Source organism: Campylobacter canis (genome assembly GCF_045504005.1).
Lineage (GTDB): Bacteria > Campylobacterota > Campylobacteria > Campylobacterales > Campylobacteraceae > Campylobacter_A > Campylobacter_A canis.
In genome coordinates, this window is the sequence record NZ_JBJJXH010000002.1 from 109852 (window position 1) to 130578 (window position 20727).

23 protein-coding genes are annotated in these 20727 nt (G+C 36.9%); 13 read left to right on the plus strand and 10 right to left on the minus strand.

What is annotated here, in order from left to right; all coding sequences use genetic code 11:
- Positions 1-16 precede the first annotated feature (16 nt).
- The 8 genes from ACHJH3_RS02650 to ACHJH3_RS02685 all read right to left on the minus strand — a co-directional run bounded on the left by ACHJH3_RS02650 (position 17) and on the right by ACHJH3_RS02685 (position 7559).
- Positions 17-1279, minus strand: a complete 1263-nt coding sequence (locus ACHJH3_RS02650; RefSeq protein ID WP_407063470.1) for a sensor histidine kinase — start codon at positions 1277-1279, stop codon at positions 17-19.
- A gap of 38 nt (positions 1280-1317) precedes the next feature.
- Positions 1318-1989, minus strand: coding sequence for a homeostatic response regulator transcription factor HsrA (hsrA, locus tag ACHJH3_RS02655; RefSeq protein ID WP_169942216.1), 672 nt, complete (start codon positions 1987-1989; stop codon positions 1318-1320).
- A 78-nt stretch (positions 1990-2067) separates the two neighbouring features.
- A complete protein-coding gene (locus ACHJH3_RS02660; RefSeq protein WP_407063471.1) occupies positions 2068-2385 on the minus strand; it encodes a dihydroneopterin aldolase in 318 nt (105 codons plus the stop codon).
- Positions 2382-2996, minus strand: coding sequence for a glycerol-3-phosphate 1-O-acyltransferase PlsY (gene plsY / locus ACHJH3_RS02665; RefSeq protein ID WP_407063472.1), 615 nt, complete (start codon positions 2994-2996; stop codon positions 2382-2384). The genes ACHJH3_RS02660 and plsY overlap by 4 nt, the downstream gene beginning before the upstream one ends.
- A 94-nt stretch (positions 2997-3090) precedes the next feature.
- A complete protein-coding gene (locus tag ACHJH3_RS02670) occupies positions 3091-3681 on the minus strand; it encodes a hypothetical protein (RefSeq protein WP_407063473.1) in 591 nt (196 codons plus the stop codon).
- Between the two features lie 80 nt (positions 3682-3761).
- Positions 3762-6050, minus strand: a complete 2289-nt coding sequence (locus ACHJH3_RS02675) for an ATP-binding protein (protein ID WP_407063474.1) — start codon at positions 6048-6050, stop codon at positions 3762-3764.
- 21 nt (positions 6051-6071) lie between these two features.
- Positions 6072-6782 (minus strand): PilZ domain-containing protein, encoded by a 711-nt coding sequence (locus ACHJH3_RS02680; protein WP_407063475.1) that lies wholly within the window; start codon positions 6780-6782, stop codon positions 6072-6074.
- Between the two features lie 177 nt (positions 6783-6959).
- Positions 6960-7559 (minus strand): peroxiredoxin, encoded by a 600-nt coding sequence (locus tag ACHJH3_RS02685; protein ID WP_169942208.1) that lies wholly within the window; start codon positions 7557-7559, stop codon positions 6960-6962.
- 202 nt (positions 7560-7761) lie between these two features.
- Between ACHJH3_RS02685 and ACHJH3_RS02690 the strand changes: the two genes are divergently transcribed.
- From ACHJH3_RS02690 to ACHJH3_RS02715, 6 genes are all read left to right on the plus strand, one after another.
- The gene (locus tag ACHJH3_RS02690) at positions 7762-8046 is read left to right on the plus strand and encodes a DUF362 domain-containing protein (protein WP_172201024.1); all 285 of its coding nucleotides are present in this window, start codon (positions 7762-7764) and stop codon (positions 8044-8046) included.
- A gap of 99 nt (positions 8047-8145) precedes the next feature.
- The gene (gene ndk, locus ACHJH3_RS02695) at positions 8146-8559 is read left to right on the plus strand and encodes a nucleoside-diphosphate kinase (RefSeq protein WP_407063476.1); all 414 of its coding nucleotides are present in this window, start codon (positions 8146-8148) and stop codon (positions 8557-8559) included.
- 8 nt (positions 8560-8567) lie between these two features.
- Positions 8568-8924, plus strand: coding sequence for a DUF177 domain-containing protein (locus tag ACHJH3_RS02700; protein ID WP_407063477.1), 357 nt, complete (start codon positions 8568-8570; stop codon positions 8922-8924).
- 11 nt (positions 8925-8935) lie between these two features.
- Positions 8936-9082, plus strand: coding sequence for a 50S ribosomal protein L32 (gene rpmF / locus ACHJH3_RS02705; protein ID WP_169942201.1), 147 nt, complete (start codon positions 8936-8938; stop codon positions 9080-9082).
- Positions 9083-9087: 5 nt separating this feature from the next.
- Complete coding sequence (plsX, locus tag ACHJH3_RS02710; protein WP_407063478.1) at positions 9088-10077, plus strand: phosphate acyltransferase PlsX; 990 nt, start codon at positions 9088-9090, stop codon at positions 10075-10077.
- 4 nt (positions 10078-10081) lie between these two features.
- Positions 10082-11068, plus strand: a complete 987-nt coding sequence (locus ACHJH3_RS02715) for a beta-ketoacyl-ACP synthase III (protein ID WP_407063479.1) — start codon at positions 10082-10084, stop codon at positions 11066-11068.
- Positions 11069-11601: 533 nt separating this feature from the next.
- Here ACHJH3_RS02715 and ACHJH3_RS02720 read toward each other — a convergent pair.
- Both ACHJH3_RS02720 and serC read right to left on the minus strand, forming a co-directional pair.
- The gene (locus ACHJH3_RS02720) at positions 11602-12240 is read right to left on the minus strand and encodes a Crp/Fnr family transcriptional regulator (RefSeq protein WP_407063480.1); all 639 of its coding nucleotides are present in this window, start codon (positions 12238-12240) and stop codon (positions 11602-11604) included.
- Positions 12241-12441: 201 nt separating this feature from the next.
- Positions 12442-13521, minus strand: a complete 1080-nt coding sequence (serC, locus tag ACHJH3_RS02725; protein WP_407063481.1) for a phosphoserine transaminase — start codon at positions 13519-13521, stop codon at positions 12442-12444.
- Positions 13522-13664: 143 nt separating this feature from the next.
- Here serC and ACHJH3_RS02730 point away from each other — a divergent pair, with 143 nt between their 5' ends.
- From ACHJH3_RS02730 to ACHJH3_RS02760, 7 genes are all read left to right on the plus strand, one after another.
- Positions 13665-15092, plus strand: coding sequence for a CYTH and CHAD domain-containing protein (locus tag ACHJH3_RS02730; RefSeq protein ID WP_407063482.1), 1428 nt, complete (start codon positions 13665-13667; stop codon positions 15090-15092).
- Between the two features lie 10 nt (positions 15093-15102).
- The gene (gene ubiE / locus ACHJH3_RS02735; protein WP_407063483.1) at positions 15103-15819 is read left to right on the plus strand and encodes a bifunctional demethylmenaquinone methyltransferase/2-methoxy-6-polyprenyl-1,4-benzoquinol methylase UbiE; all 717 of its coding nucleotides are present in this window, start codon (positions 15103-15105) and stop codon (positions 15817-15819) included.
- Positions 15813-16976 carry an exodeoxyribonuclease VII large subunit gene (xseA, locus tag ACHJH3_RS02740; RefSeq protein ID WP_407063484.1) on the plus strand — a complete coding sequence of 388 codons (1164 nt, stop codon included), beginning with the start codon at positions 15813-15815 and terminating at the stop codon, positions 16974-16976. The genes ubiE and xseA overlap by 7 nt, the downstream gene beginning before the upstream one ends.
- A 9-nt stretch (positions 16977-16985) precedes the next feature.
- Positions 16986-18488: a DUF1266 domain-containing protein gene (locus ACHJH3_RS02745; RefSeq protein WP_407063485.1), complete on the plus strand. Its 1503-nt coding sequence runs from the start codon at positions 16986-16988 to the stop codon at positions 18486-18488.
- On the plus strand, positions 18485-19321 hold the full coding sequence (locus ACHJH3_RS02750) for a DUF1266 domain-containing protein (RefSeq protein ID WP_407063486.1): 837 nt from the start codon (positions 18485-18487) through the stop codon (positions 19319-19321). The genes ACHJH3_RS02745 and ACHJH3_RS02750 overlap by 4 nt, the downstream gene beginning before the upstream one ends.
- A 75-nt stretch (positions 19322-19396) precedes the next feature.
- Positions 19397-19972: a hypothetical protein gene (locus ACHJH3_RS02755; protein ID WP_407063487.1), complete on the plus strand. Its 576-nt coding sequence runs from the start codon at positions 19397-19399 to the stop codon at positions 19970-19972.
- Between the two features lie 81 nt (positions 19973-20053).
- Positions 20054-20725, plus strand: a complete 672-nt coding sequence (locus tag ACHJH3_RS02760; protein ID WP_407063488.1) for a CsgG/HfaB family protein — start codon at positions 20054-20056, stop codon at positions 20723-20725.
- Positions 20726-20727 lie beyond the last annotated feature (2 nt).

Consider the following 20727-nt stretch of genomic DNA (forward strand, 5'->3'; position numbering starts at 1 on the left):
GCTAAATTTTATCTTTTTATTTTTCATTTTTTGCTATCTTTTTAAATTTATTCTTTATATTTTTTCCGATCGGTAAAACAAGCGTGGAAACAGCTCCGCTAACGCCATCTGTTCGGTTTTTGATACTAACGCTTCCACCAAGCGCTTGAGCCGCACCTTTGGCTAAAAATAGTCCAAGCCCTGCTCCGCCCTTGTCACCAAATCGCTTAAACGGAGCAAAAAGATCCTTGCTTTCGTCAATGCCTATACCCTCATCGATAACTTCAATCACAAATTCGCTCTCTTTAAGCCTTGAAACAAGGGTTATGGTTGATTTTGGCGGTGAAAATTTAATTGCATTTTGGACAAAATTTTGCACAACGTGAGTTAGTAGCGTAGGCTGAAGCGTCATATGAAGCGAGGCGGGAGAAAGATCGGTGGAGATGTCTTTATCATCGCCACGAGCTAAAATTTTAAAATTATTCGCCATTTCGTTTAAAAACTCGATGATATCAATGTTTGTCGCCTCTTCAAATTGCGCACCCTCTTGACGACCTATCTCAAGGATAGAGCCTATCATCTTGTTCATTGAATTTATCGATTCGTTATTGTTTTTAAGCGCTTCTATGTAGCGCTCAGGCTCCCTTGGCTTAATAAGCGTAACTTCGTTTTTGGTTTTCATAACCGCAAGCGGAGTTTTAAGCTCGTGTGCAACCCCTATAAAAAGCTCTTTTTGATACATTACGAAAGTTTGGATTCGCTCTATTAAGCGGTTTATACTCTTGCCAAGCGGCTCAAATTCGGAAGGAATTTCATCTAGACTAACCTCTTTTAAAAACCTCTCGTTAAGTTGGCTTAGCTTAAAGCTTAAAATTTTAATAGGCACCAAAAGCATTCTGGATAAAAACAGGGCGTAAAAAAGCACCAGTAAGATAGAGGTCGCATTGACGATTAAAATATCAATCAAAATTTGATCTATCAGCTTGCTTTGCTGAGTTGTCTCTTTAGTAAGAGTTATATGCGTATTTTCAACGTATGGATAATAAAGCTTTAAATAAGTTTTTTTGCCTATTTTTTCATTTACGAAGTAAGGATTTTTAGCCTTGAGCTCTTCATTTATGATTTTTATTTGAGTTGAGTTGTCGTTTAGTGTCATGTACTCAAAGCCTTCTCTCATCTTAGCTAAATTTGAGCTTGTGGAGATAAGTTTGGCTTCATACATTAAGGATTGCGAGATGCTTTCATATATCGTTACTTTTATATAGTGATAAAGCATCACTGAAATGATAAGAATTAGCATCGTTGAAGCCGATGCTAATTGCAGTATAAATCTAGTTCTTAAGCTTTTTTTGGAAAGCAAAATCGATATCCGCGTCTTCTAACGGTTTCTATCGTGGAGATATTTAGCGGTTTATCCATTTTTTGGCGAATTTGGTTGATGGCAACTTCGATTACGTTTGGAGTAACTAGCTCAGGCTCCTCCCAGATAGCATCTAGTAGCTGCTCTTTAGATACGATTTGATCGGAGTGGCGAGCAAGGTGAGTTAAAACCTCAAACGGCTTGCCTTTTAACTCGATATCTTGACCAAGATATGTGATTTTTTCCTCATCCGGATCAATTATAAGATCATCAATCTTGATTACATTAGTTCCGCCAAATCTAAGTCTTGCTTCGATTCTTGCCACAAGCACGTCAAAGTCAAAAGGCTTTTTAATATAATCATCAGCGCCTACTCTAAATGCCTTAACTTCGCTCTCTTTGTCATCTTTTGCAGAAAGCACAACTACAGCCGTGCGAGGTGATTTGCTCTTTATGATACTGATTAGATCTACGCCGTCACCGTCAGGAAGCATCCAATCGGTAAGCACTAAGTCATAATTTCTAATTCCGATATAATACTCAGCGTCTTTAAAATTCTCAGAGCTATCCGTCTGATAGCCAAATTCCTGCAAACCTTCAGCAATCGTTTTATTTAACGTTACTTCATCTTCTACTATTAAAATTCTCATTTTATTAATCCTTGGGGGTGTAAATTTTGTAGATTGTAGCATAAATTAAGCGAGATTTCAAGATACTTTAAAAAAAATTTAATATTCAAGCTCTATCTTCGCTCCTACCAATACGTTTTTTAAAATTTCGGTTTTTAAAATTTCCATTTTTAAAAATTTTAAACCGCTAAATTTTTCTTTTAATTTTTGACTGCAAATTTCAAGAGAATTTTCAACGGTTTGAAATTTAAATTCCTTATAAACCGACTCGATAAATTCAATCACTTCAACATAATCTATAAAATCTTTGCTTGCAAATTCGGCATTTATCCTAACCTTTTGCGGATTTGTTCGCTCAAATTCAAACATACCGATAATAGTTTCAAACTCATAATCCTTAATAAGCGTAGTTATCATATCACTTTGCTCTCTTGGCCGCTAAATAGCCTTTTAATGTTTGGAATATGCTTGTAAAATACTACAAAAGCGATTATAAAAATCGGTGCGTACGAATTGATTTCAGGAATTTGCGGATGAATGATAAAAGATGAAACGATAAGCGCAAGTAGCGCGCTAAGCGAAGCAAGAGATGAAATTTTAAGCACGCGCCCCACTACAAACCAAACAGCAAGCGCGATACAAATTTCTATCGGTAAAAATAGTGCCAGAACTCCTGCTCCGGTAGCTACACCCTTGCCACCTTCAAATTTCAAAAAAGGAGAGTAGCAATGTCCGATAACCGCAAGAACCGCCATAGCCCAAAGAGTAGCATCGCTTAAGCCCGCAAATTTGGCTATAAGGATAGGCAAAACGCCCTTTAAGACATCAAGCACGACAGTTAAAACAGCTATTTTTTTGGCAAGCTTGGGATCTTTTTGCTTTAAAACGCGAAGCACATTGGTCGCTCCGATACTTTTGCTACCCTCATCTTTGATATTTACATTTGCAAAAATTTTAGCCAGTATAAGCCCGAAAGGAATTCCGCCAAGCAGATAAGCAAGTATATAAGCTATAATATTTTCATTCATTTTTTTTCCTGAGTTTATTTAAAAATATTATAGTAGTTAAATTTCTCTGATTTTCTTATAAATTTAAAACCGGCAGAGAGAATTCTCCGCGGTATTAGCTAAAATCCGTTTGTATGTCGGTGTCGATTTTTATGGAAAATGTAGCATCAGATTCAGAAACGAGATCGTTTTGAGGTGATTTACTATGCTTAACAACCAAATCAGATAAATCATGCTTACTTAAAATACCGATTGAGTTTTGATAATCCGTAAATAAATCATTCGGAGATACTTTTGCCAAAACATCCTTGCCATTAATCTCAAGCCCTTCGCTAACTTGTTTTAGTCTTTCCACCTCATTGAAATCAAGCACAGTGTCATCGCCTATAGAAACCGTCATATCATTCATAGAAATATCACTGAAAAACAAATTTAAAAAATCTTGAATAGAACTTAGTTGTACATTTGATTCGTTACCAAATGACTCGGACAAAACAACACTCTGATCTATTTTTAATAAATCCCCGCCAGCCAAACTTACTTTAACATCATTAAATTCAAATGATATCTTGTCATTTTCAGAGTTTGTTATTACCGTATCGCCTAGTTTTAGACTGTCATTGACGGTCAAAATTCTTTCCTCTTCACCACTATCTTTTACCGATACATTGCCGATAATCTCTTTTACAATTCCTTTATCAAGCATAAAAATCCTTATTTTCTATTTTTGACGTTATTGTAGTAAAAAATAAGGCTTTAGTGTATTGTACTTTGGTACGATAAGGGTTATCGCCAGAGGATAACTACCTTTTCATCGTATATATCACTATTTTTTGGAGAAATTTCTATCTCGTTTATGTCGATATTTTTTACATCGTTTTTCTCTTTTAGCTTGCCGGTCTCTTCTTCAAATTTAGCCATTAAGGCTTCTATATCCGCGTTTATTTCAGCTACGGTTTGTTCGCTAAGTTTTACATCATCACGCTCTTTTAGGATTTTGTTTGCGCTTTTTGCAGAACTTGCCACCTTACTCAAATTTGTGCGACTTAGCAAATTTCTACCAAAGATTGCTCCTATTATGCTTGTCCCTACACTAATAGCAGCTTCAAGCCCCTTTGACTTAACCTCTTTTTGCTCTTTGTCTAATTTTAACAAGGCTTTATTTAGCTTATCTTCAAGCTTAGCCTTTTCTTTTTGAAATTTCTCGGTAAGTTTTGCCGTCTCATCTTCTAAAATTTCATTACACTTATCGCTTAATCTTAGATAAAATTCCTCCCTGCTCTCACTTGGAGACGAATTTAGTCCAAGAGCGCTAAAAAGACTAAGTTTTACATTTCTATAAACATAATCTTTAAAATTTTTACTTACCGCCTTAAAGTCTTTTGCGTTGGTTATCATAGCGGGCAACTGAGCAAAGGACACCTTACCGCTTGGCTCGCCGACAGTAGCTATGCGTATATCCTGCGCCGCCTCACTCCAATCAATCTCGTTTTGCTCCTCATCGAGCCTATAAAGAAAACTCACTTCCTTGGTGTGATCAAGCCCCTTTTTAGCGTCATAAAACCTCACTTTGGCTTTAGCGTAAAGATAACCTTCAAGCTCATCGCTATTTGATGCGTAAATTTGCTCAATCTGCGGTGAGATTATAGGTTTAGCGCTAGTTTTTGAGCTTTTAATTTTCTGGCTTAAACTATCAGATTGAGCCTTTTTGTCTTGCATCAAATTTGAAATTTGCTCGCGACTCAAAGGTCCCTTTAGATAGCTTAGCGCCCATCTGGTTGAGATAACGCTAAGCCCGTCTTCGTGAATGTTTTTAACCAAGAAATTTCGCTTGGCTAAATTTGAGATTAGATCCTCTATCTCTTTTTTATCCATGTCCGAGCCTGAAATTCCCGTCATGCCGTCAATGACACGAGCTTTATCTTGGGCGGTTTGAAGTCTGCCGATAAACCATGTTCCGATATTGCTAAGACCTTTATAATCAAGATCAACAGGGTTTTGCGTGCTTAAGATAACGCCCAGTCCGTGCGCGCGAGCCTGCTTTAAAAGTGTAAGCATCGGAGTTTTTGAAGGAGGATTGCCGTTTGGCGGAAAGAAGCCAAAAATTTCATCCATATATAAAATCGCCCTAAGCGAGCTTGTTCCCTCGGTCTTTCTCATCCAAGCGATGATCTCATTAAGCAAAAGTGTCACGAAAAACATGCGCTCGCTATCTTTAAGGTGTGAGATAGTAAAGACATTGCAACGCGCCTTGCCGTTTTTATCAAACAGCATCTTGCCTATATCTAGGCGCTCGCCGTTTAGCCAAGCCTTAAAATCAGGGCTTGCAAGAAGAGTGTTTATCTTTATGGCAAGCTTCATGCGCTCGCTTGAAGGGTAAAATTTCTCCACATCAAATACGCCTATTTTCGCAAATGGCGGAGTTGCGATAAAACCTATGAGCTCTTCAAGTGTAACGTCTGAGTTTTCTTTAAATTTGTGAGTAAAGATATTTGATATGAGCAAATGTTCTTTGGAATTTACATCGTTATCAACACCTATAAGCGATAAAATCGAGCTTGCAAGCGAGCTTACATACTCGCTAAATTCCTCTTCGTTATCCATATAAGGACAAGCAAAATCGCCAAGCAGAGCCACACCGACTCCCGCAGAGCTCTTTGGAGTGTAAATTTTAAGCTCTACGCTATCTTTGAAAGTTTTTACGCGCTCTAAACTTTGAAACGAATTCTCTATACCTTTTTTCCAAGTTTGGCTCTCATTTTGCGCAAATTCCTCTACGCGTAATCCCTTGTTTTGAGCCTCGCTTTCTTCTATATAAGGCAAGAAATCCTCAGCCTTCATCTCCTCAAAAGCAAGCGCTAAATTCGTCATATCACCCTTTGGATCGATGATGATAGAAGGGATATTATCTATACAAGCCTCTTCTAAAATCGTTATGCCAAGACCTGTTTTGCCGCTTCCGGTCATACCGATAATCGCCGCATGGGTCGTTAAGTCTTTATTTTTATATAAAAACGGCTCTTTATCCTTAAGTCCCACATAAAACAGTTTTAAATTTTCTTGTATAGTTTTCATAAATTTTACTTTTCTTTAAAATTAATCAATTTGAGACTGTAATTCCTTTATGGTATCTCTAACTCTTTCATTTGAAAATTTTGCTATATCCACTTGTATGGATTGACCTGCAATAATCTGACAACAATATCTCACTGCGCCTCGATATACCAAGTCGGCAATCAATTTCAACTCTATACCTATACTTAATATATCTTTAGAAGAATTTATTTCAAGGTCAAATTCGGACATAATAGGATTTTTCTTATCAAAAGGCGCGCACTCTGTGCTTACTATACCAAGCCCGCCCTCAGAAATATCGTACAAATTTCCCTTTACTTCAAAATTGTTTTGTCTTAATACAACTCTTGTATATCTATTAGGATGAACACGCTGATACTTTCTTAAATTCGCGTGCAAATTTGGCATATAAATAAAATTTTTTAAAGCAACTGTAGAGTTTGATATGTCCACGCTAACAATATCTGCTTTTAAATTTTCAGAAAAATTTTCATCTTTCACTATAAATGCATTTCTTTCCTCTTTTATTGCTAAAATTTGCAATAAAGTAGTTTTGCATACGACTATATCATTTTCAATAGATAAAATTTGACCGAAACACTCAATTTTTACACCGTTGTACAAGTTTAAAAAGTGCAAGAAACCGTCGTTTTTCATAATATTTTCAAGAATATCAAGAGATCTTTTAAGGATAATTGAGCCACCATAGCTACTATAATTTTTATTATTCACATTACTTCCTTAAATTTATTAATTGAAAGATAAAGTCTATTCAAAATTATAGTGAAATTTTTTAATTTTTAAAAATATAATAGTTCAAGTATGAAAAATTAGGATCAATCAAATTTAAGTATCAATGTAATTTCTAAAATTTAGGGGCGAATTTAGCCCCTAAATTTATATCAAGTCCTATAACTTGTCGCAGTTATTAGCTAGGTAATCAGCAACTCCGGCGGTGTCAGCTTTCATGCCTTTATCGCCCTTGTTCCAACCAGCAGGGCAAACTTCTCCATGCTCGTTAGTAAATAGCATAGTATCAACCATTCTTATCATCTCGTCGATATTTCTTCCAAGTGGCAAGTCATTTATAACCGCATGGCGAACCTTACCGCATTTGTCGATCAAAAATGATCCGCGAAGAGCAACTCCAGCCTCTTCGATAAGCACGTCAAATCCTTTTGATATAGCGTGATTTGTATCAGCTACGATCGGGAAGCGAACTTTGCCTATGCCACCTTTATTTACAGGTGTTTCTTTCCATGCAAAGTGTGAGAATTGATTGTCTGTTGAAACTGCTATAACCTCGATACCGCGAGCTTTAAATTCATCATATCTTTTATCAAACGCTATTATCTCGCTTGGACAAACAAAAGTAAAGTCCATCGGGTAGAAAAATACCACCGCGCCCTTATCTCCTATATTTTTATATAGGTTAAAATCATCTACGATCTCATTGTTTCCTAAAACCGCTGCAGCCGTAAAGTCAGGCGCTTGTTTTGTTACTAACATTATATGTCTCTCCTTGTAATAATTTTTATTAATGGCTAGATTGTATCATTTATTATTTAAATTACAGTTAAATTTTATATTTTAAATTTGCTATTAAACAGAAATTTATAAATTTAAACCCTTGAAATAAATTTTATTTTTTATATCAAATTTACTAATATTTTGATATCGTTACAAAAATTTTTAAACCCAAGGAGAAAATATGTCAGTAAAAATTACAGATATTTGCATAAGCTGCGGCTCTTGTATAGACGAGTGTCCGGTAGAAGCCATAGTAGATGATAGCGATAACCCGACAGGAGAAGATATATACTACGTATATGCCGATAAATGCGTTGAGTGCGTAGGACACAACGACGAACCGGCTTGCGCTTCAGCCTGTCCGACCGACGGTTGTATCGTATGGGATATGCCTTACGAAGGACAGCCGTCACGCGATGAGATAAGCTCTGATATGAGAAAAAGCGCAACTCCTGTTATAGCTTAAATTTCAATAAGCCTGTTTTAGCAGGCTTATTTTGTTTTTAATATTTTTTTTGATATAATCCCCAACTCTTGAAAAAAATCAACAACACAAGGAAATTTGATGCAACAAACACTTTCTATCATTAAGCCTGATGCTGTAAAAAAAGGTGTGATCGGCAAGATAGTCGATAGATTTGAGAGCAACGGACTAAGAATCGCAGCTATGAAGAAATTAAGACTTAGCAAATGCGACGCTAAGGCATTTTATGCGGTTCATAAAGAAAGACCTTTCTTTAACGATTTGGTTGAATTTATGACTAGTGGACCGGTTGTAGTTATGGTTCTTGAAGGTGAAAATGCGGTATCTAAAAACCGCGAACTAATGGGAGCTACAAATCCTAAGGAAGCGGCACCCGGCACTATCAGAGCTGACTTTGCCGAAAATATCGATGCAAACGCGGTTCACGGAAGCGATAGCCTAGAAAACGCGAAAATTGAAATTAACTTTTTCTTTGCCGCAAGAGAAATCTGCTAAGGAAAAATTTGAAAATAGCATTTGCAAAGATTGCAAACAACGAAATTCCTTTTGAGATAAAAAAGGAAGATCTGAAATTTAGCGGAAATTTAAAAAGAACTAGTCCTAGTTTAATTGATTGCAAAGCTAGCATAAACGGCTCTTTAGAGCATACCTGCGATAGATGCGGCGATGACATTAGGCTAAATTTGGATGAAAATTTAAAATTAATTATAAGCGATGGAATTTACAAAGGCTCGGAAGAAAATTTAGACGATGTAGTCGAATTTTTTGACGGATTTGTAGATTTAGATGAAGTTTTTATAAGCGAAATAGAGGCTTTTAAAAGCGATTATTTTTATTGCGAAAAATGTAAAAATTTATAAAGGAGAATGAAATGGCAGTACCTAAGCGAAGAGTTAGCCACGCACGTGCGGCAAAAAGAAGAACTCACTATAAAGTAACACTTCCTATGCCGGTTAAAGATAAAGACGGTTCATGGAAAATGCCTCACCGCGCAAACAAAACAACCGGTGAGTATTAAAATATATGACAAGCATTTGCATTGATGCAATGGGCGGGGATTTTGGTCCCAAACCCATAATAGAAGGTGTAATAGAGGCTTTAAAAATAACTAAATTTAACGCTGTTTTGGCGGGAGAATCTAAAATTTTAAAACCTCTTATCCCTCCGCACTTAGAAAAATACATAAGCTACGTAGAAGCTTCCGAAATAGTATCCATGGAAGACGGCGCAACGGACGCTCTTAAGAAAAAAGAAAGTACAATCTATAAAGCTATCGAGCTACTTAAAGCAAAAGAAGTTAAAGCAGTCGTATCTGCGGGTCACAGTGGAGCTACGATGAGTTTAGCTACATTACGAGTAGGTAGACTTAAAAATGTCTCAAGACCCGCGATAGCTACGCTTATGCCAAATGTTTTAGGCAAAAAAACTCTTGTTTTGGACGTCGGAGCAAATGTTGACTGCAAAGCCGAACATCTATTTCAGTTTGCCGTAATGGGCGAAGCTTACGCAAAAGAGATTTTAAAAATCAAAAATCCCAAAATAGGGCTTTTGTCAAACGGCGAAGAAAAAAGCAAAGGCAACGAAGTTACAAAAGAGGCTTACGCTTTACTTTCCAAACTAGATAGCTTTGTCGGAAATGCCGAAGGCAATCAAGTATTTGACGGAAGCGTAGATGTGATAATCTGCGACGGCTTTGTCGGAAATATCTTGCTTAAAACCAGCGAAGGCGTAGCCGATGCTATAACTAAAATCATCAAAAAGCACGTTAAAAAGTCCCCTATCGCGATAGCCGGCTCACTACTAATGAAAAAAGTTTTTAAGACGCTTAAGCAACAGGTTGATTACGACGAATACGGCGGCGCACCGCTTCTTGGAGTGGATGGTTGTGTTATTATAAGTCATGGCAAGAGTAACGCAAAAGCCATTAAAAACGCTATCTTTCAAGCTTTAAATTTTGCGGATTCAAACATCAACGAAGTCATCAAAGACGAACTTTCACATTTTGCAAGGTAGATTTATGCCAAAAGCCTCTCTTATCTCAATCGGTGCTTACGTTCCAAAGGACACTCTTACTAACTTTGATCTTGAAAAAATGGTAGAAACAAGCGACGAGTGGATAGTAAAACGAACAGGAATTCACACTAGACACATAGCCACAGGCGAGATAACAAGTGAAATAGGCGCAAAGGCGGCGCAAGTTGCAATTAAAAGAGCGGGTATATCCACAAACGACATCGACGCAGTGATCTGCGCAACAATAAGCCCGGATCATCTTTGTATGCCCTCAACCGCTTGCAAGATAGCTAAAATTTTAGGCATAGATAATGTAACCGCTTTTGACATAAGTGCGGCATGCACGGGTTTCATCTACCTGCTTGAGCTTGCAAAATCACTCATAGAAAGCGGTGCGAAAAAAAATGTACTTATCGTAGGCGCAGAAAAACTTAGCTCAATAGTTGATTACAAAGACCGAAGCACTTGCATACTATTTGGCGATGGAGCGGGTGCGGCTATCGTTACGGCAAGTGAAAAAAACGAGATCATCGACGTGCATACTGCAAGTGATGGAAATTTCGCCGACTTACTCATAACTCCGGGGTGCGGAAGCGTACATCCTTGCTCGCCTCAGATGCTTGAAGAGAGGCTAAATTTTATACAAATGGCGGGTAACGAGGTCTTTAAAATAGCAGTTCAAACGCTAACCAAAGATGTAATTGACATACTTGATAAAAACGGCATTGCAAGCGATGAAATCGATCTTTTTATACCGCATCAAGCAAATTTACGCATAATCGATGCCGTAAAACAAAGACTAAATTTCAACGACTCCCAATGCATAGTAACCGTCGGTAAATACGGCAATACAAGCTCCGCATCAATTCCTATGGCGATGAATGACGCTTATGAAGATGGGAGATTAAAAAACGGAGATTTGATGCTTCTTGACGCATTTGGCGGCGGATTTACTTGGGGAAGCGCTCTACTTAGATTTGGCGGTAAATAAAATTCATTAAATCAAAACTAATTCTTTTACAGCCTGTTCTAAATCTTTTTAATGTAGTTTATCGGCTTTAATAAATTTAAAATTTTATACCAATAAAACTAATTCTATATTTTAAAATTTTCAGATTTTACGCAATATAAGCTCTCAAACTAAACAAATGAGCTGTTGATAACTTTACATGAATTAAAAAGTATATGAAAAAGGTGTATGTAACAATATTTTGCGCCTAAACCATACTTAACTTTGGTATGCATATCTGTAGAGTAACTTCACAAATTTCACTGAGCAAATTTATGGATAAATTGCTCACTAAATTTAATAAAGCACCCTAAGAGATACTCGCAAAGATCAATAATAAAACTAAAATTTTAACTCTCTAAATTTGCCAAAGTTGCTTTGACTAAAGCTCTTGCAAAAAGAGCCGCTATAGCTCTTAGGGTATATCAAAATCTCTTATTAATTATAGTAAATCTACAAAAAATACAAGGCTTAAGCCACGCAAGGATAATTTATCAAGCAAAACGGTCGGATATTTAAGCCTCGTAAAGCTCCTTTAGCTTGTCATGTTCAAGTATGGTTATATTCTTCTTGGCGTCTATTGCTATGTAGCCGTTTTTCTTAAATTTAGTAATAACGCGAGAAAAAGTTTCAGGCGTAGTATTTAGCATTTGAGCGATTTGCGAGTACTTTTGCATCGGCAATTCGTTTTGATATTCGCTGATAAAAAGAGCTATCTTACCCTCCACGCCAAGGGCTATTTCTCGGTGTAAAAGTCCTTGTATCATCCTAAAATTTTGCGAAAGCGACCTTATGATCTCCATACAGACATTAACATCATTCATAAAATTTTTCTTAAATTTAGAAAAGTCTATCATCAAAACTTCCGAATCCTCGACAAAAATAGCCGAAGCAGGAAAAGGAGTGTCGTCGAAATTTGCAAATTTAGCCACAGGCGAACCCGGCAAAAACTCATGCACAAACAGCTCTTTACCGTTTGGCAGGGTTTTGTAAATTTTAACTCGCCCCTTTAAAAGTATATAAAACCACTTTGGCGTTTCGCCTTCGATAAATAGTATTTCGTCGCGCTTATAGCCTCTGATTATGCTTATATCGGCAAGTTTTTGCAAACGTTCGTCATCAAGCGAACTAAATATCTGAATATCCTTAAGCATTATTTTCCGCCTTTTCTTGCTTTTTTTGGATTTTATAAAATCTAAAATAAATTTTCAATATTTAACCGGAGTGTCAAATTTATAATAATATAAATTTAAGCTAATTTAACGCCAAAGATAGCTCGTTTGGTCATTTAAAAGCAGATTCGCCCGCCAAAGCCCCTTGAAACAATATATAAAGCCATAGCGGGCGAATAATCTCTAGCCGAATTTCTTAGCGAATTCGCCCATAAACGAAACTAAAGTTTTAACGTTTTCAAGGCTTACGGCATTATAGATAGAGGCTCGAATTCCGCCAAGATGACGGTGTCCTTTTAGACCTATCATGCCCGCTTTTTCGGCTTCCGCTACAAACACCGGCTCAAGCTCGGAATTTGCGGCGATATTGTAGCTTACGTTCATTATGGAGCGATCTTTTTTGATAGAGTGCCCTTTATAAAAACCGCCCGAATTATCAATGGCTTCATATAAAATCGAAGCTTTTTGCTCGTTTATGCCTTTTATCACGTCAAGTCCGCCTTGAGACTCGATCCACCCAAGAGTTAAATTTAGTAGATAAATTCCAAATGTCGGCGGCGTATTAAAAAGCGATTTTGCGTCGGTGTGAGTTTTGTATTTAAGCATCGTAGGCACACTTTCGCCTGCTCTATCAAGCAGGTCTTTTCTGATTATCACTACGGTAACGCCACTTGGGCCGGCATTTTTCTGAGCTCCGCCGTAGAGCACGCCGATATTTGAAAAATCCATTTTATAAGAGAAAAAGTCGCTTGAAGCGTCAATCACAAGTGGCGCTTTTGTCTTTGGTAAGCTCTTATACTGAGTGCCGTAGATTGTATTGTTCGTGCAGATATAGGCATAATCCGCATCGTCGCTGAAATTTATATTTTCGGGAATTCTGTCGAAATTCGTATCTTTTGAGCTTGCGATCACTTCGTAGTTTATGCCTTGTATCTTGGCTTCCTTGATCGCCTTACTCGTCCAGACTCCCGTATCTACATACTCGGCTTTGCCGCCTTTGCATAAATTCATAGGGATCATTGCAAACTGCAAGCTTGCGCCGCCTTGCAAAAACAAAATTTCATAATCATCGCTTATGCCGTAAAGCCTTTTTATCTTATCCATCGCACCGAAATGAATCTCTTCAAAAACCTTGCTTCTATGGCTTATTTCCATTATAGAATATCCCTTGCCTTGATAGCCGGTCAGCTCTTTTTGAGCATGCTCCAGCACGCTTAAAGGCAATCCGCTAGGTCCTGCGCTGAAATTTATTTTTCTATCCACGAAAGCTCCTTTAAAAATTTTTTAAAATTTAGCACAATTTGAGTTAAAAATTAATTTTAATCCCGTTTTTTAAACTAAATTTTCAAAATTTACACTTTAAGCTATGTTTTGATACAATCTATTACTTTCCAAAGGGGCGAATTTTGGTTTTAGAGATTGAACGTAAATTTATATTAGACGGAATTTCAGCTATACAAACCCTCGAAAAAGACGGTATCTTAGCAACTTCTAACGAGATAATTCAGTTTTATACGAAAATCACACAGCTTGAAGAGATCAGGTTTCGTAAATCGGGCGACAAATTCACTGTAACGCAAAAAATCGGCAAAGGACTCGTTCGCAAAGAGAGCGAAATTCCAAGCGATAAAAAAAGCTACAAAGACGCTCTTAAAGAGATCGTAGGAATGCCTATAAAAAAGACTCGTTTTGAGTTTAAGATCAACAATCTTCCATGCAATATCGATATCTATCACGAATTTCTTGAAGGGCTTGCTACGCTTGAGATTGAATTTTTAACAGTGCATGACGCTCAAAATTTCGCCATACCTGAATTTTTAGCAAGATATATAACATCAGAAATTACCGAAGATGAGCGCTATAAAAACAAATCATTGGCGCTTTTTGGCGTGCCCAAAATCAAATTTGACATACAATCAACCCTTAAAATAATAGATCAAAATCACGATTTAAAACTTGCTTTTCCAAGTTCCTTGCGCTCTTTTGACGCCGCTAGGGTTATGTTTTTTCAAATTTACAAACAGATACGAAAATATCGGCAAATATACCTGGAAACAAAAGATGAAGAAGCGCTTCATCAGTTTCGTGTAAATTTACGCAAAACCCGCTCAATGCTTAAGCTTTTAAGCTCGGTTTTTGATAAAAAAACAGCAGATCACTTCAATAAAAATTTCAAAACCATAGCCAACTCAACAAATAAAAAACGCGATATAGACGTATTTTTAGACTTTTTAAAAGAAGAAAAACGAACCAAACCGCTAATTTTAATCGGCCAAGAAGTAAAAGAGTCCGAAAATATAAAAATCACAGCTATGCTAAATGCACCAAAAAGCGAAGAAGTCTTTAAAGACTGGGAGATATTTTTAAAAGAGCAAAGCGACTTTTATCAAGGAAAAGACTATGATAAGCCTATCAAAAAAGTCGTCGCATACGCACTTAGACTGCAGATATTAAGACTTCAAAAATCACTTGCGCTTCTAAATAACGAGTGCGAAAATTTACATTTTCACAACACCAGAATTCAGATAAAAAGATTAAGATATCTTCTTGAAATTTTCATAGATATGTTTGCGATAAAATCGCTTGAAAAGTGCAAGCAAAGAGCAAAAGAGATACAAGAAATATTTGGCGATCTGCAAGATAGGGATATCTGGCTTGAAATTTTAAAAGATTTAGAGCAAAACAGCAAAGATTCGATTGAAATTTCATCAAAATTAAAAACTAAAATTTACAAACAGATGTTTAAACTAAGAGATAAAATTTTAGATAAAAAACCGAAATTTATGAGAAATTTAGGCAAAATTTCAAAAAATTTAAAAATTTATTACATGTAAAGAAAGATATATGCAAAAACAAGAAAAAATAGTTCAGATGTTTAACGAGATAGCTCCAACTTACGACCTTGCAAATAGGGTTTTAAGCGCGGGGATTGATATCAGATGGCGCAAGATAGCTTGCAAAAACGTGCTTGAAAAATTTAAAAATCAAAGCGTGGATATAGCCGATGTAGCTTGCGGTACGGGCGATATGATGGGATTTTGGAACAATATCGCAAAAGATTTTAACGTAAATATAAACAACCTAACAGGCATTGATCCGTCAAGCGGCATGCTAAAAGTAGCAAAGCAGAAATTTCCAAGCTTTAAATTCATAGAAGCAAGCGCTACGGACACTACGCTACAAAGCGCCGGCATAGATGTGCTAAGTATCAGTTACGGCATAAGAAACGTCGTTGAAAGAGAGCTTGCGCTAAAAGAATTTAACCGCGTGCTAAAAAATGGCGGCTATTTGGTGGTTTTAGAATTTACCAAGCGCAATAAAAAAGGCATGACGACACAGGTAAGAGACTTTTATCTAAGCAAAATTTTACCTAAAATCGGCGGATTTATCTCAAAAAACAAAGAGGCTTACGAATATCTGCCAAGCTCGATAGAAAATTTCCTTGACAAGCAAAGCTTCGTTGATGAACTGCGCGCGGCAGGCTTTGAGATAGAGGTCTGTAAGGGCTTTTCGATGGATATCTCGACACTTTTTATAGCTAGGAAATTTAAAGATTGCTAAGTGTCAGCGAGCTAAACGAACAAGCAAAAACTCTACTTGAGACTACATTTTCTTACGTGGAGGTTGAGGGTGAAATTTCGCGCCTTACCAAGCACAATTCAGGGCACTGGTACTTCACGCTTAAAGACGAAAAAGCCTCGATCTCGGCGATAATTTATAAATTTAACAACGCAAAACTGAAATTTGAAATCAAAGACGGCATGAAGGTCGTTCTGTATGGCAAAATTTCACTCTACAGCCCAAGCGGAAGCTATCAGTTTATCGCAACTTCCATCAAGCCAAGCGGTGAAGGAGAGCTTGAACTTGCATTTAAGCAGCTTAAAAAAAAGCTTGAACAAGAGGGTCTATTTGAAATTTCGCGCAAAAAATCGCTTCCTAAATTTCCGCGCAAAGTCGGCATCATCACTTCGCGCACCTCAGCAGCGCTTCAAGATATGCTTAGGCTCATAAACGAGCGCTGGCATCTTAGCGAAATTTATATATTTGACTCGCTCACGCAAGGCGAAAATGCTCCCTCGTCCCTTATAAAAGCTTTAAAAAGAGCCGAAGCAAGCTCGCTTGATGTGATTATTTTGGCTAGAGGCGGGGGCAGCAGAGAGGACTTGTGGTGCTTTAACGATGAAAATTTAGCGCGTGAAATTTATGCCGCGACAACTCCTATCATAAGCGCAATCGGACACGAGATAGACTACGTTATAAGCGATTTTGCGGCTGATTTTAGAGCGCCTACTCCAAGCGCTGCGATAAATTCGCTAATGCCAAATAAAGAAGAAATTTTTCAAACGATCGATATGATGAGCCAAAGCCTTCAAAGAGCGTTTGAACTGGCACTTGAGCGCAAAGAAAATCTATTAAAAAATTTGCAAACTAAATTTTCTCAAGCAAGTTTAGAGCAAAAAATCGCCCACAAAGAGCAAATTTTAATTAATTTCAGATCAAATTTAAAAAATGCAATCGGCACAAAATTTCTTAAATTCGAAAACAAAATTTTAACTCTACAAAAAAGCTACGCCCAACAAGAGGCGTTTTTCGAGCAAATTTCATCATTTGTAAGAGTTCAAAAGGACGGAAAAACAATAAGTCTAGCCGATCTGCAATCAGGCGATGAGGTCGTTTTAAGCTCGGTTCAAACGACTAAAAAAGCAAAAATTTTATAAACTATAAAAATGAATCTAAAATTTATCCCTCAAAACGTCTTTCAGGCTACACAAAGAACAAATCACCTCGATAGAGCCTTCTTGTCTAAAGAGCTTTTTGTAGATCAGTTTTTTAGTTTCACAAGCTCAAACCACCCGTCTTTCTTACAAGAACTGAGGCAAAACCTAAAAGAAACTCACAAAGTAACGAGCAAAGATAGCGTCTATACCGCTATAGATGAGGTCATTAGCTATGCTTGTTACTACAATATCATCTTAGATCTTTTGTATAAAGCTTACGAGGAGCTTGGTGAGAGACTTGAAAGTATGACTTGCGAAGAGTTTATGAGCACGTATCTTACGGACGAGTATCTAAAAAACGCTTTAAAAGCGGTTCAAACTAACTTTTCATATAGAAAATTTGAGCTTCATAAAGAGAATTTTGCTTATTTTGCAAAGTCGTTTTTTGGCGTTAGCGGCGAAGAGCACGACGAAAACGACGTGCCTAAATTTGTGAAATTTTGCAAGCAGACAAGTGAAATTTATGCGCTTTGTAAAAACGTGGGTAACAGAGGCTATGAACTCTCAAAAATTTTTGAAATCATATCTGATAGCTTTGCGGTGGGTTATATCAACGAGAGCGAATTTTGTGAGCTGATGAACTTTTACGCAGAAAAAGTACAAAAGATATTTAGCGGTTGGAACGAGTTTATCGCCAGCTGCGTTCTTGGAGGCGCATTTAGATTTTTTGACGAGGGCGAGATTGATTACATCAAAGAAAGCTACGATCAGATAAACGCCTTTCATAGGTTACTAAACTCGGCTTACGACGTCTTTAGCACAAGCGGAATTTGGACGCAGAATTTTGACAAAGCAAAGATAAACATTTTAAATCTGCTTGATAAATACGCCGATTTCAAAGAAGAGAAAAACGATAAAGAATACACCCAAAATATCCTAAATTGGCTTGAAAAAGAGACGCAAAAATGCGGTTTGGAATTTAAACACTTGCAACAAGCGACGGAAATTTATTACAAGTGTTTTTACGGCACTCTTAAAAACTCTCGCATCGAATTTATGCTTGAATCAAAAAATAACGGCGTAATAACACCTATAAAAACGCTTGAGCTGGAGCATTCCTTATACAAAGAAGTTAAAATTTTCATGGATGAAACGGGCTTTAAATTTGGCGACAAAGAATTTCCCGTCCTTCTTATCTTGGCTCCTAAAAAGACGCTAATAACCAACCAAGCCGTATATATCTATAGCGGAGTACTATTTAAAAAGCTTAAAAAATTTAACTTACAAGAGATAAGTTGCGAGGTAAAATTCGCCTATCCTGATGAAATTCACTGCTATTTAAACGAGAAAGAGTATTTTTGTATAAGTATCAAAGAATATTTAAATTTAACGGGCAAAAAGCCGCTTAAAGTCGTAAGTCATAAAAACTTTTTTGATAATGAAATTTCATCGCTAAATTTAGCAATAAACGAGCTTAAGAAAACTGCGAAAACTTTAGGGGAGAATTTGTGAAAAAAGATTTTATAGCGGGCAATATATTTCAAGTTATTTACAAAGTAAGCGACATAGACAGGATTTTCATCTCAAAAGAGCTTGCAAAGGAGCGGATTTTTAGCCTTGTGGATTTCAATCACCCAAAAAATCTGCAAGAGATCAAGCAAGCCTTACAGGAATTTTACGACATAACCGATAAAAATAGCATGTATCAGGCGATCATGCACTATGACAGCTCGGAATTTGAAGGGGTTTTAACTCATCTGTTTTATCAAGCTTACAAGGAATTTGGTGCCGAACTTACGGATATGACTTGGGCTGAATTTACGCCTAGATACCTAAATGAGAGCAACTTAAAAGATGCGCTTAAAATTTATCTTATAAATTTTAACGATGAGGATTTTAAAGCCTACAAAGAGAGATTTGAAAGCTTTAGCAAGGGCTTTTTCGGTTTAGGCGAAGGTGAGCGAAATTTAGTTCCTAAATTTGTAAATTTCTGCAATCAAACAAGCGAGCTTTTTACTCTTTGTGAGCGCACGAGCATTAGCGCATTTGATTATGCTAGAGTGCTTCAAATCCTAAGTTGCAGCTACGCGGCAAATTACATAGACGAAAAAGAATACTTCGAGCAATATAATTTTTATATGAATTTAATAACTCAAATTTTTAGCGGATTTGGCGAATTTATGGCAAGCTTTTTACTTGGTTCGGCGTTTATGAATTTAAGCTATAGCGATGATAAAACGGATTTTATAAAAGATATAAACGAGCGCATAAAAGCTCTTTACGTCGCGCTGAATTCGCCTTACGATATGTTTAAAGAAAGCGGAATTTGGGCTGATAACCTGTAAACCGAGCGAGCTAAACTGAACGAAATTTTAAGCAGGCATATAGACAAAAACGAAAATCAAAAGAAGCTTGATGAGATGAACTCGCTTCTTGATAATCTAAAGCAAGATATCAAAAAACACGGCTTTAGCTTTGAAATTTTTACTCAAACGCTTGATCTGTTTTACGAAAATTTCTACAACATCCTAAAAGAGTATAGAGTGGAGACTCTCGTATCAATCCCCGATCAAAATTTAATCTTTACTCCGCGAGACGAGCTTGAACTTAACTTCTACGCTAGTTCAGATACATTCATAAAAAAGGCTAAAATTTTATTGCAAAGTGACGAATTTCCGATTGTGGTAAATTTAAGCGGCAAAAGCTGGCTTATCACAAATAAAGCAGTTTATATACTAAGCGGAATACTGATGTTTAAAAAGCTTAAAAGAGTTGCGCTAAACGAGGCTGATTTTAAGATTAAGACGCATTACACAGGAAAAATTCGCTGCTTCGTTAATCAAAACGACTATTTTGAGATATGCACCAACGAGTATGAAAAGCTAACGGGCAAAAAACTAGGAGTAGAAGATGACAAGAACGATTTAATCTTTAAAGATGAAATAGAAGCACTCTGGCTTGCGTTTAACAAGCTAAAGAGTATTGCAAAATCTTAAAGATAAAATACAGTTGTAAATTTATCTGTTTGTTATCTTAATTAGTTATCATTATAAAAATTTACAAACAAAAGGAAAAACATGCTAAAAACAGGCTTGAAATTTATAGCCGCAGGAGCTATGATAGCGCTGCTGGCCGGTTGTGCAAAAGAGAGCTCAAGAGTGGTTGAAACTCCAAAAGTAAATACCGTAAATACATACTATGGCGGCACAAAAGTAGCGATATCAATAGGCAGGTTTAACAACCAATCCTCCTATCAAAACGGAATTTTCGGCGACGGAGAAGATAGGTTAGGCAATCAAGCCCAAACTATTTTAGTAAGCAATCTGCAACAAACCGGTAGATTTTCCGTGATGGATAGAACAAATATGAATGCTATTAAACAAGAGAGCAACATAAACAAAAAAGCGCAAAATTTAAAAGGCGCTAAATACGTTATCACGGGCGACGTAACCGAATTTGGTAGAAAAACTACAGGCGATCATCAGCTATTTGGAATCCTTGGCAAAGGTAAGACTCAAACCGCATACGCAAAGGTAAATTTAAACGTAGTTGAGGTTGAAACTTCCGAGGTTGTCTATTCGTCTCAGGGTGCCGGAGAATACGCGCTATCAAACAGAGAGGTTATAGGATTTGGCGGAACGGCAGGATATGACTCTACGCTAAACGGCAAAGTTTTAAGTCTAGCCATAATAGAAGCGGTAAATAACCTTGTTGCAGGGCTTGAAAGCGGCGCTTGGACAGCAAAATAAGG

Excerpts from the sequence above, each read along its gene's own strand:
- ACHJH3_RS02660 (WP_407063471.1), bottom strand. The coding sequence starts at position 2,385 with ATGATAACTACGCTTATTAAGGATTATGAGTTTGAAACTATTATCGGT.
- ACHJH3_RS02685 (WP_169942208.1), bottom strand. The coding sequence starts at position 7,559 with ATGTTAGTAACAAAACAAGCGCCTGACTTTACGGCTGCAGCGGTTTTA.
- hsrA (WP_169942216.1), bottom strand. The coding sequence starts at position 1,989 with ATGAGAATTTTAATAGTAGAAGATGAAGTAACGTTAAATAAAACGATT.
- rpmF (WP_169942201.1), top strand. The coding sequence starts at position 8,936 with ATGGCAGTACCTAAGCGAAGAGTTAGCCACGCACGTGCGGCAAAAAGA.
- ACHJH3_RS02720 (WP_407063480.1), bottom strand. The coding sequence starts at position 12,240 with ATGCTTAAGGATATTCAGATATTTAGTTCGCTTGATGACGAACGTTTG.
- ACHJH3_RS02650 (WP_407063470.1), bottom strand. The coding sequence starts at position 1,279 with ATGCTAATTCTTATCATTTCAGTGATGCTTTATCACTATATAAAAGTA.
- ndk (WP_407063476.1), top strand. The coding sequence starts at position 8,146 with ATGCAACAAACACTTTCTATCATTAAGCCTGATGCTGTAAAAAAAGGT.
- ACHJH3_RS02760 (WP_407063488.1), top strand. The coding sequence starts at position 20,054 with ATGCTAAAAACAGGCTTGAAATTTATAGCCGCAGGAGCTATGATAGCG.
- ACHJH3_RS02745 (WP_407063485.1), top strand. The coding sequence starts at position 16,986 with ATGAATCTAAAATTTATCCCTCAAAACGTCTTTCAGGCTACACAAAGA.
- ACHJH3_RS02675 (WP_407063474.1), bottom strand. The coding sequence starts at position 6,050 with ATGAAAACTATACAAGAAAATTTAAAACTGTTTTATGTGGGACTTAAG.
- plsY (WP_407063472.1), bottom strand. The coding sequence starts at position 2,996 with ATGAATGAAAATATTATAGCTTATATACTTGCTTATCTGCTTGGCGGA.
- plsX (WP_407063478.1), top strand. The coding sequence starts at position 9,088 with ATGACAAGCATTTGCATTGATGCAATGGGCGGGGATTTTGGTCCCAAA.
- ubiE (WP_407063483.1), top strand. The coding sequence starts at position 15,103 with ATGCAAAAACAAGAAAAAATAGTTCAGATGTTTAACGAGATAGCTCCA.
- ACHJH3_RS02755 (WP_407063487.1), top strand. The coding sequence starts at position 19,397 with ATGAACTCGCTTCTTGATAATCTAAAGCAAGATATCAAAAAACACGGC.
- ACHJH3_RS02715 (WP_407063479.1), top strand. The coding sequence starts at position 10,082 with ATGCCAAAAGCCTCTCTTATCTCAATCGGTGCTTACGTTCCAAAGGAC.
- ACHJH3_RS02690 (WP_172201024.1), top strand. The coding sequence starts at position 7,762 with ATGTCAGTAAAAATTACAGATATTTGCATAAGCTGCGGCTCTTGTATA.
- ACHJH3_RS02670 (WP_407063473.1), bottom strand. The coding sequence starts at position 3,681 with ATGCTTGATAAAGGAATTGTAAAAGAGATTATCGGCAATGTATCGGTA.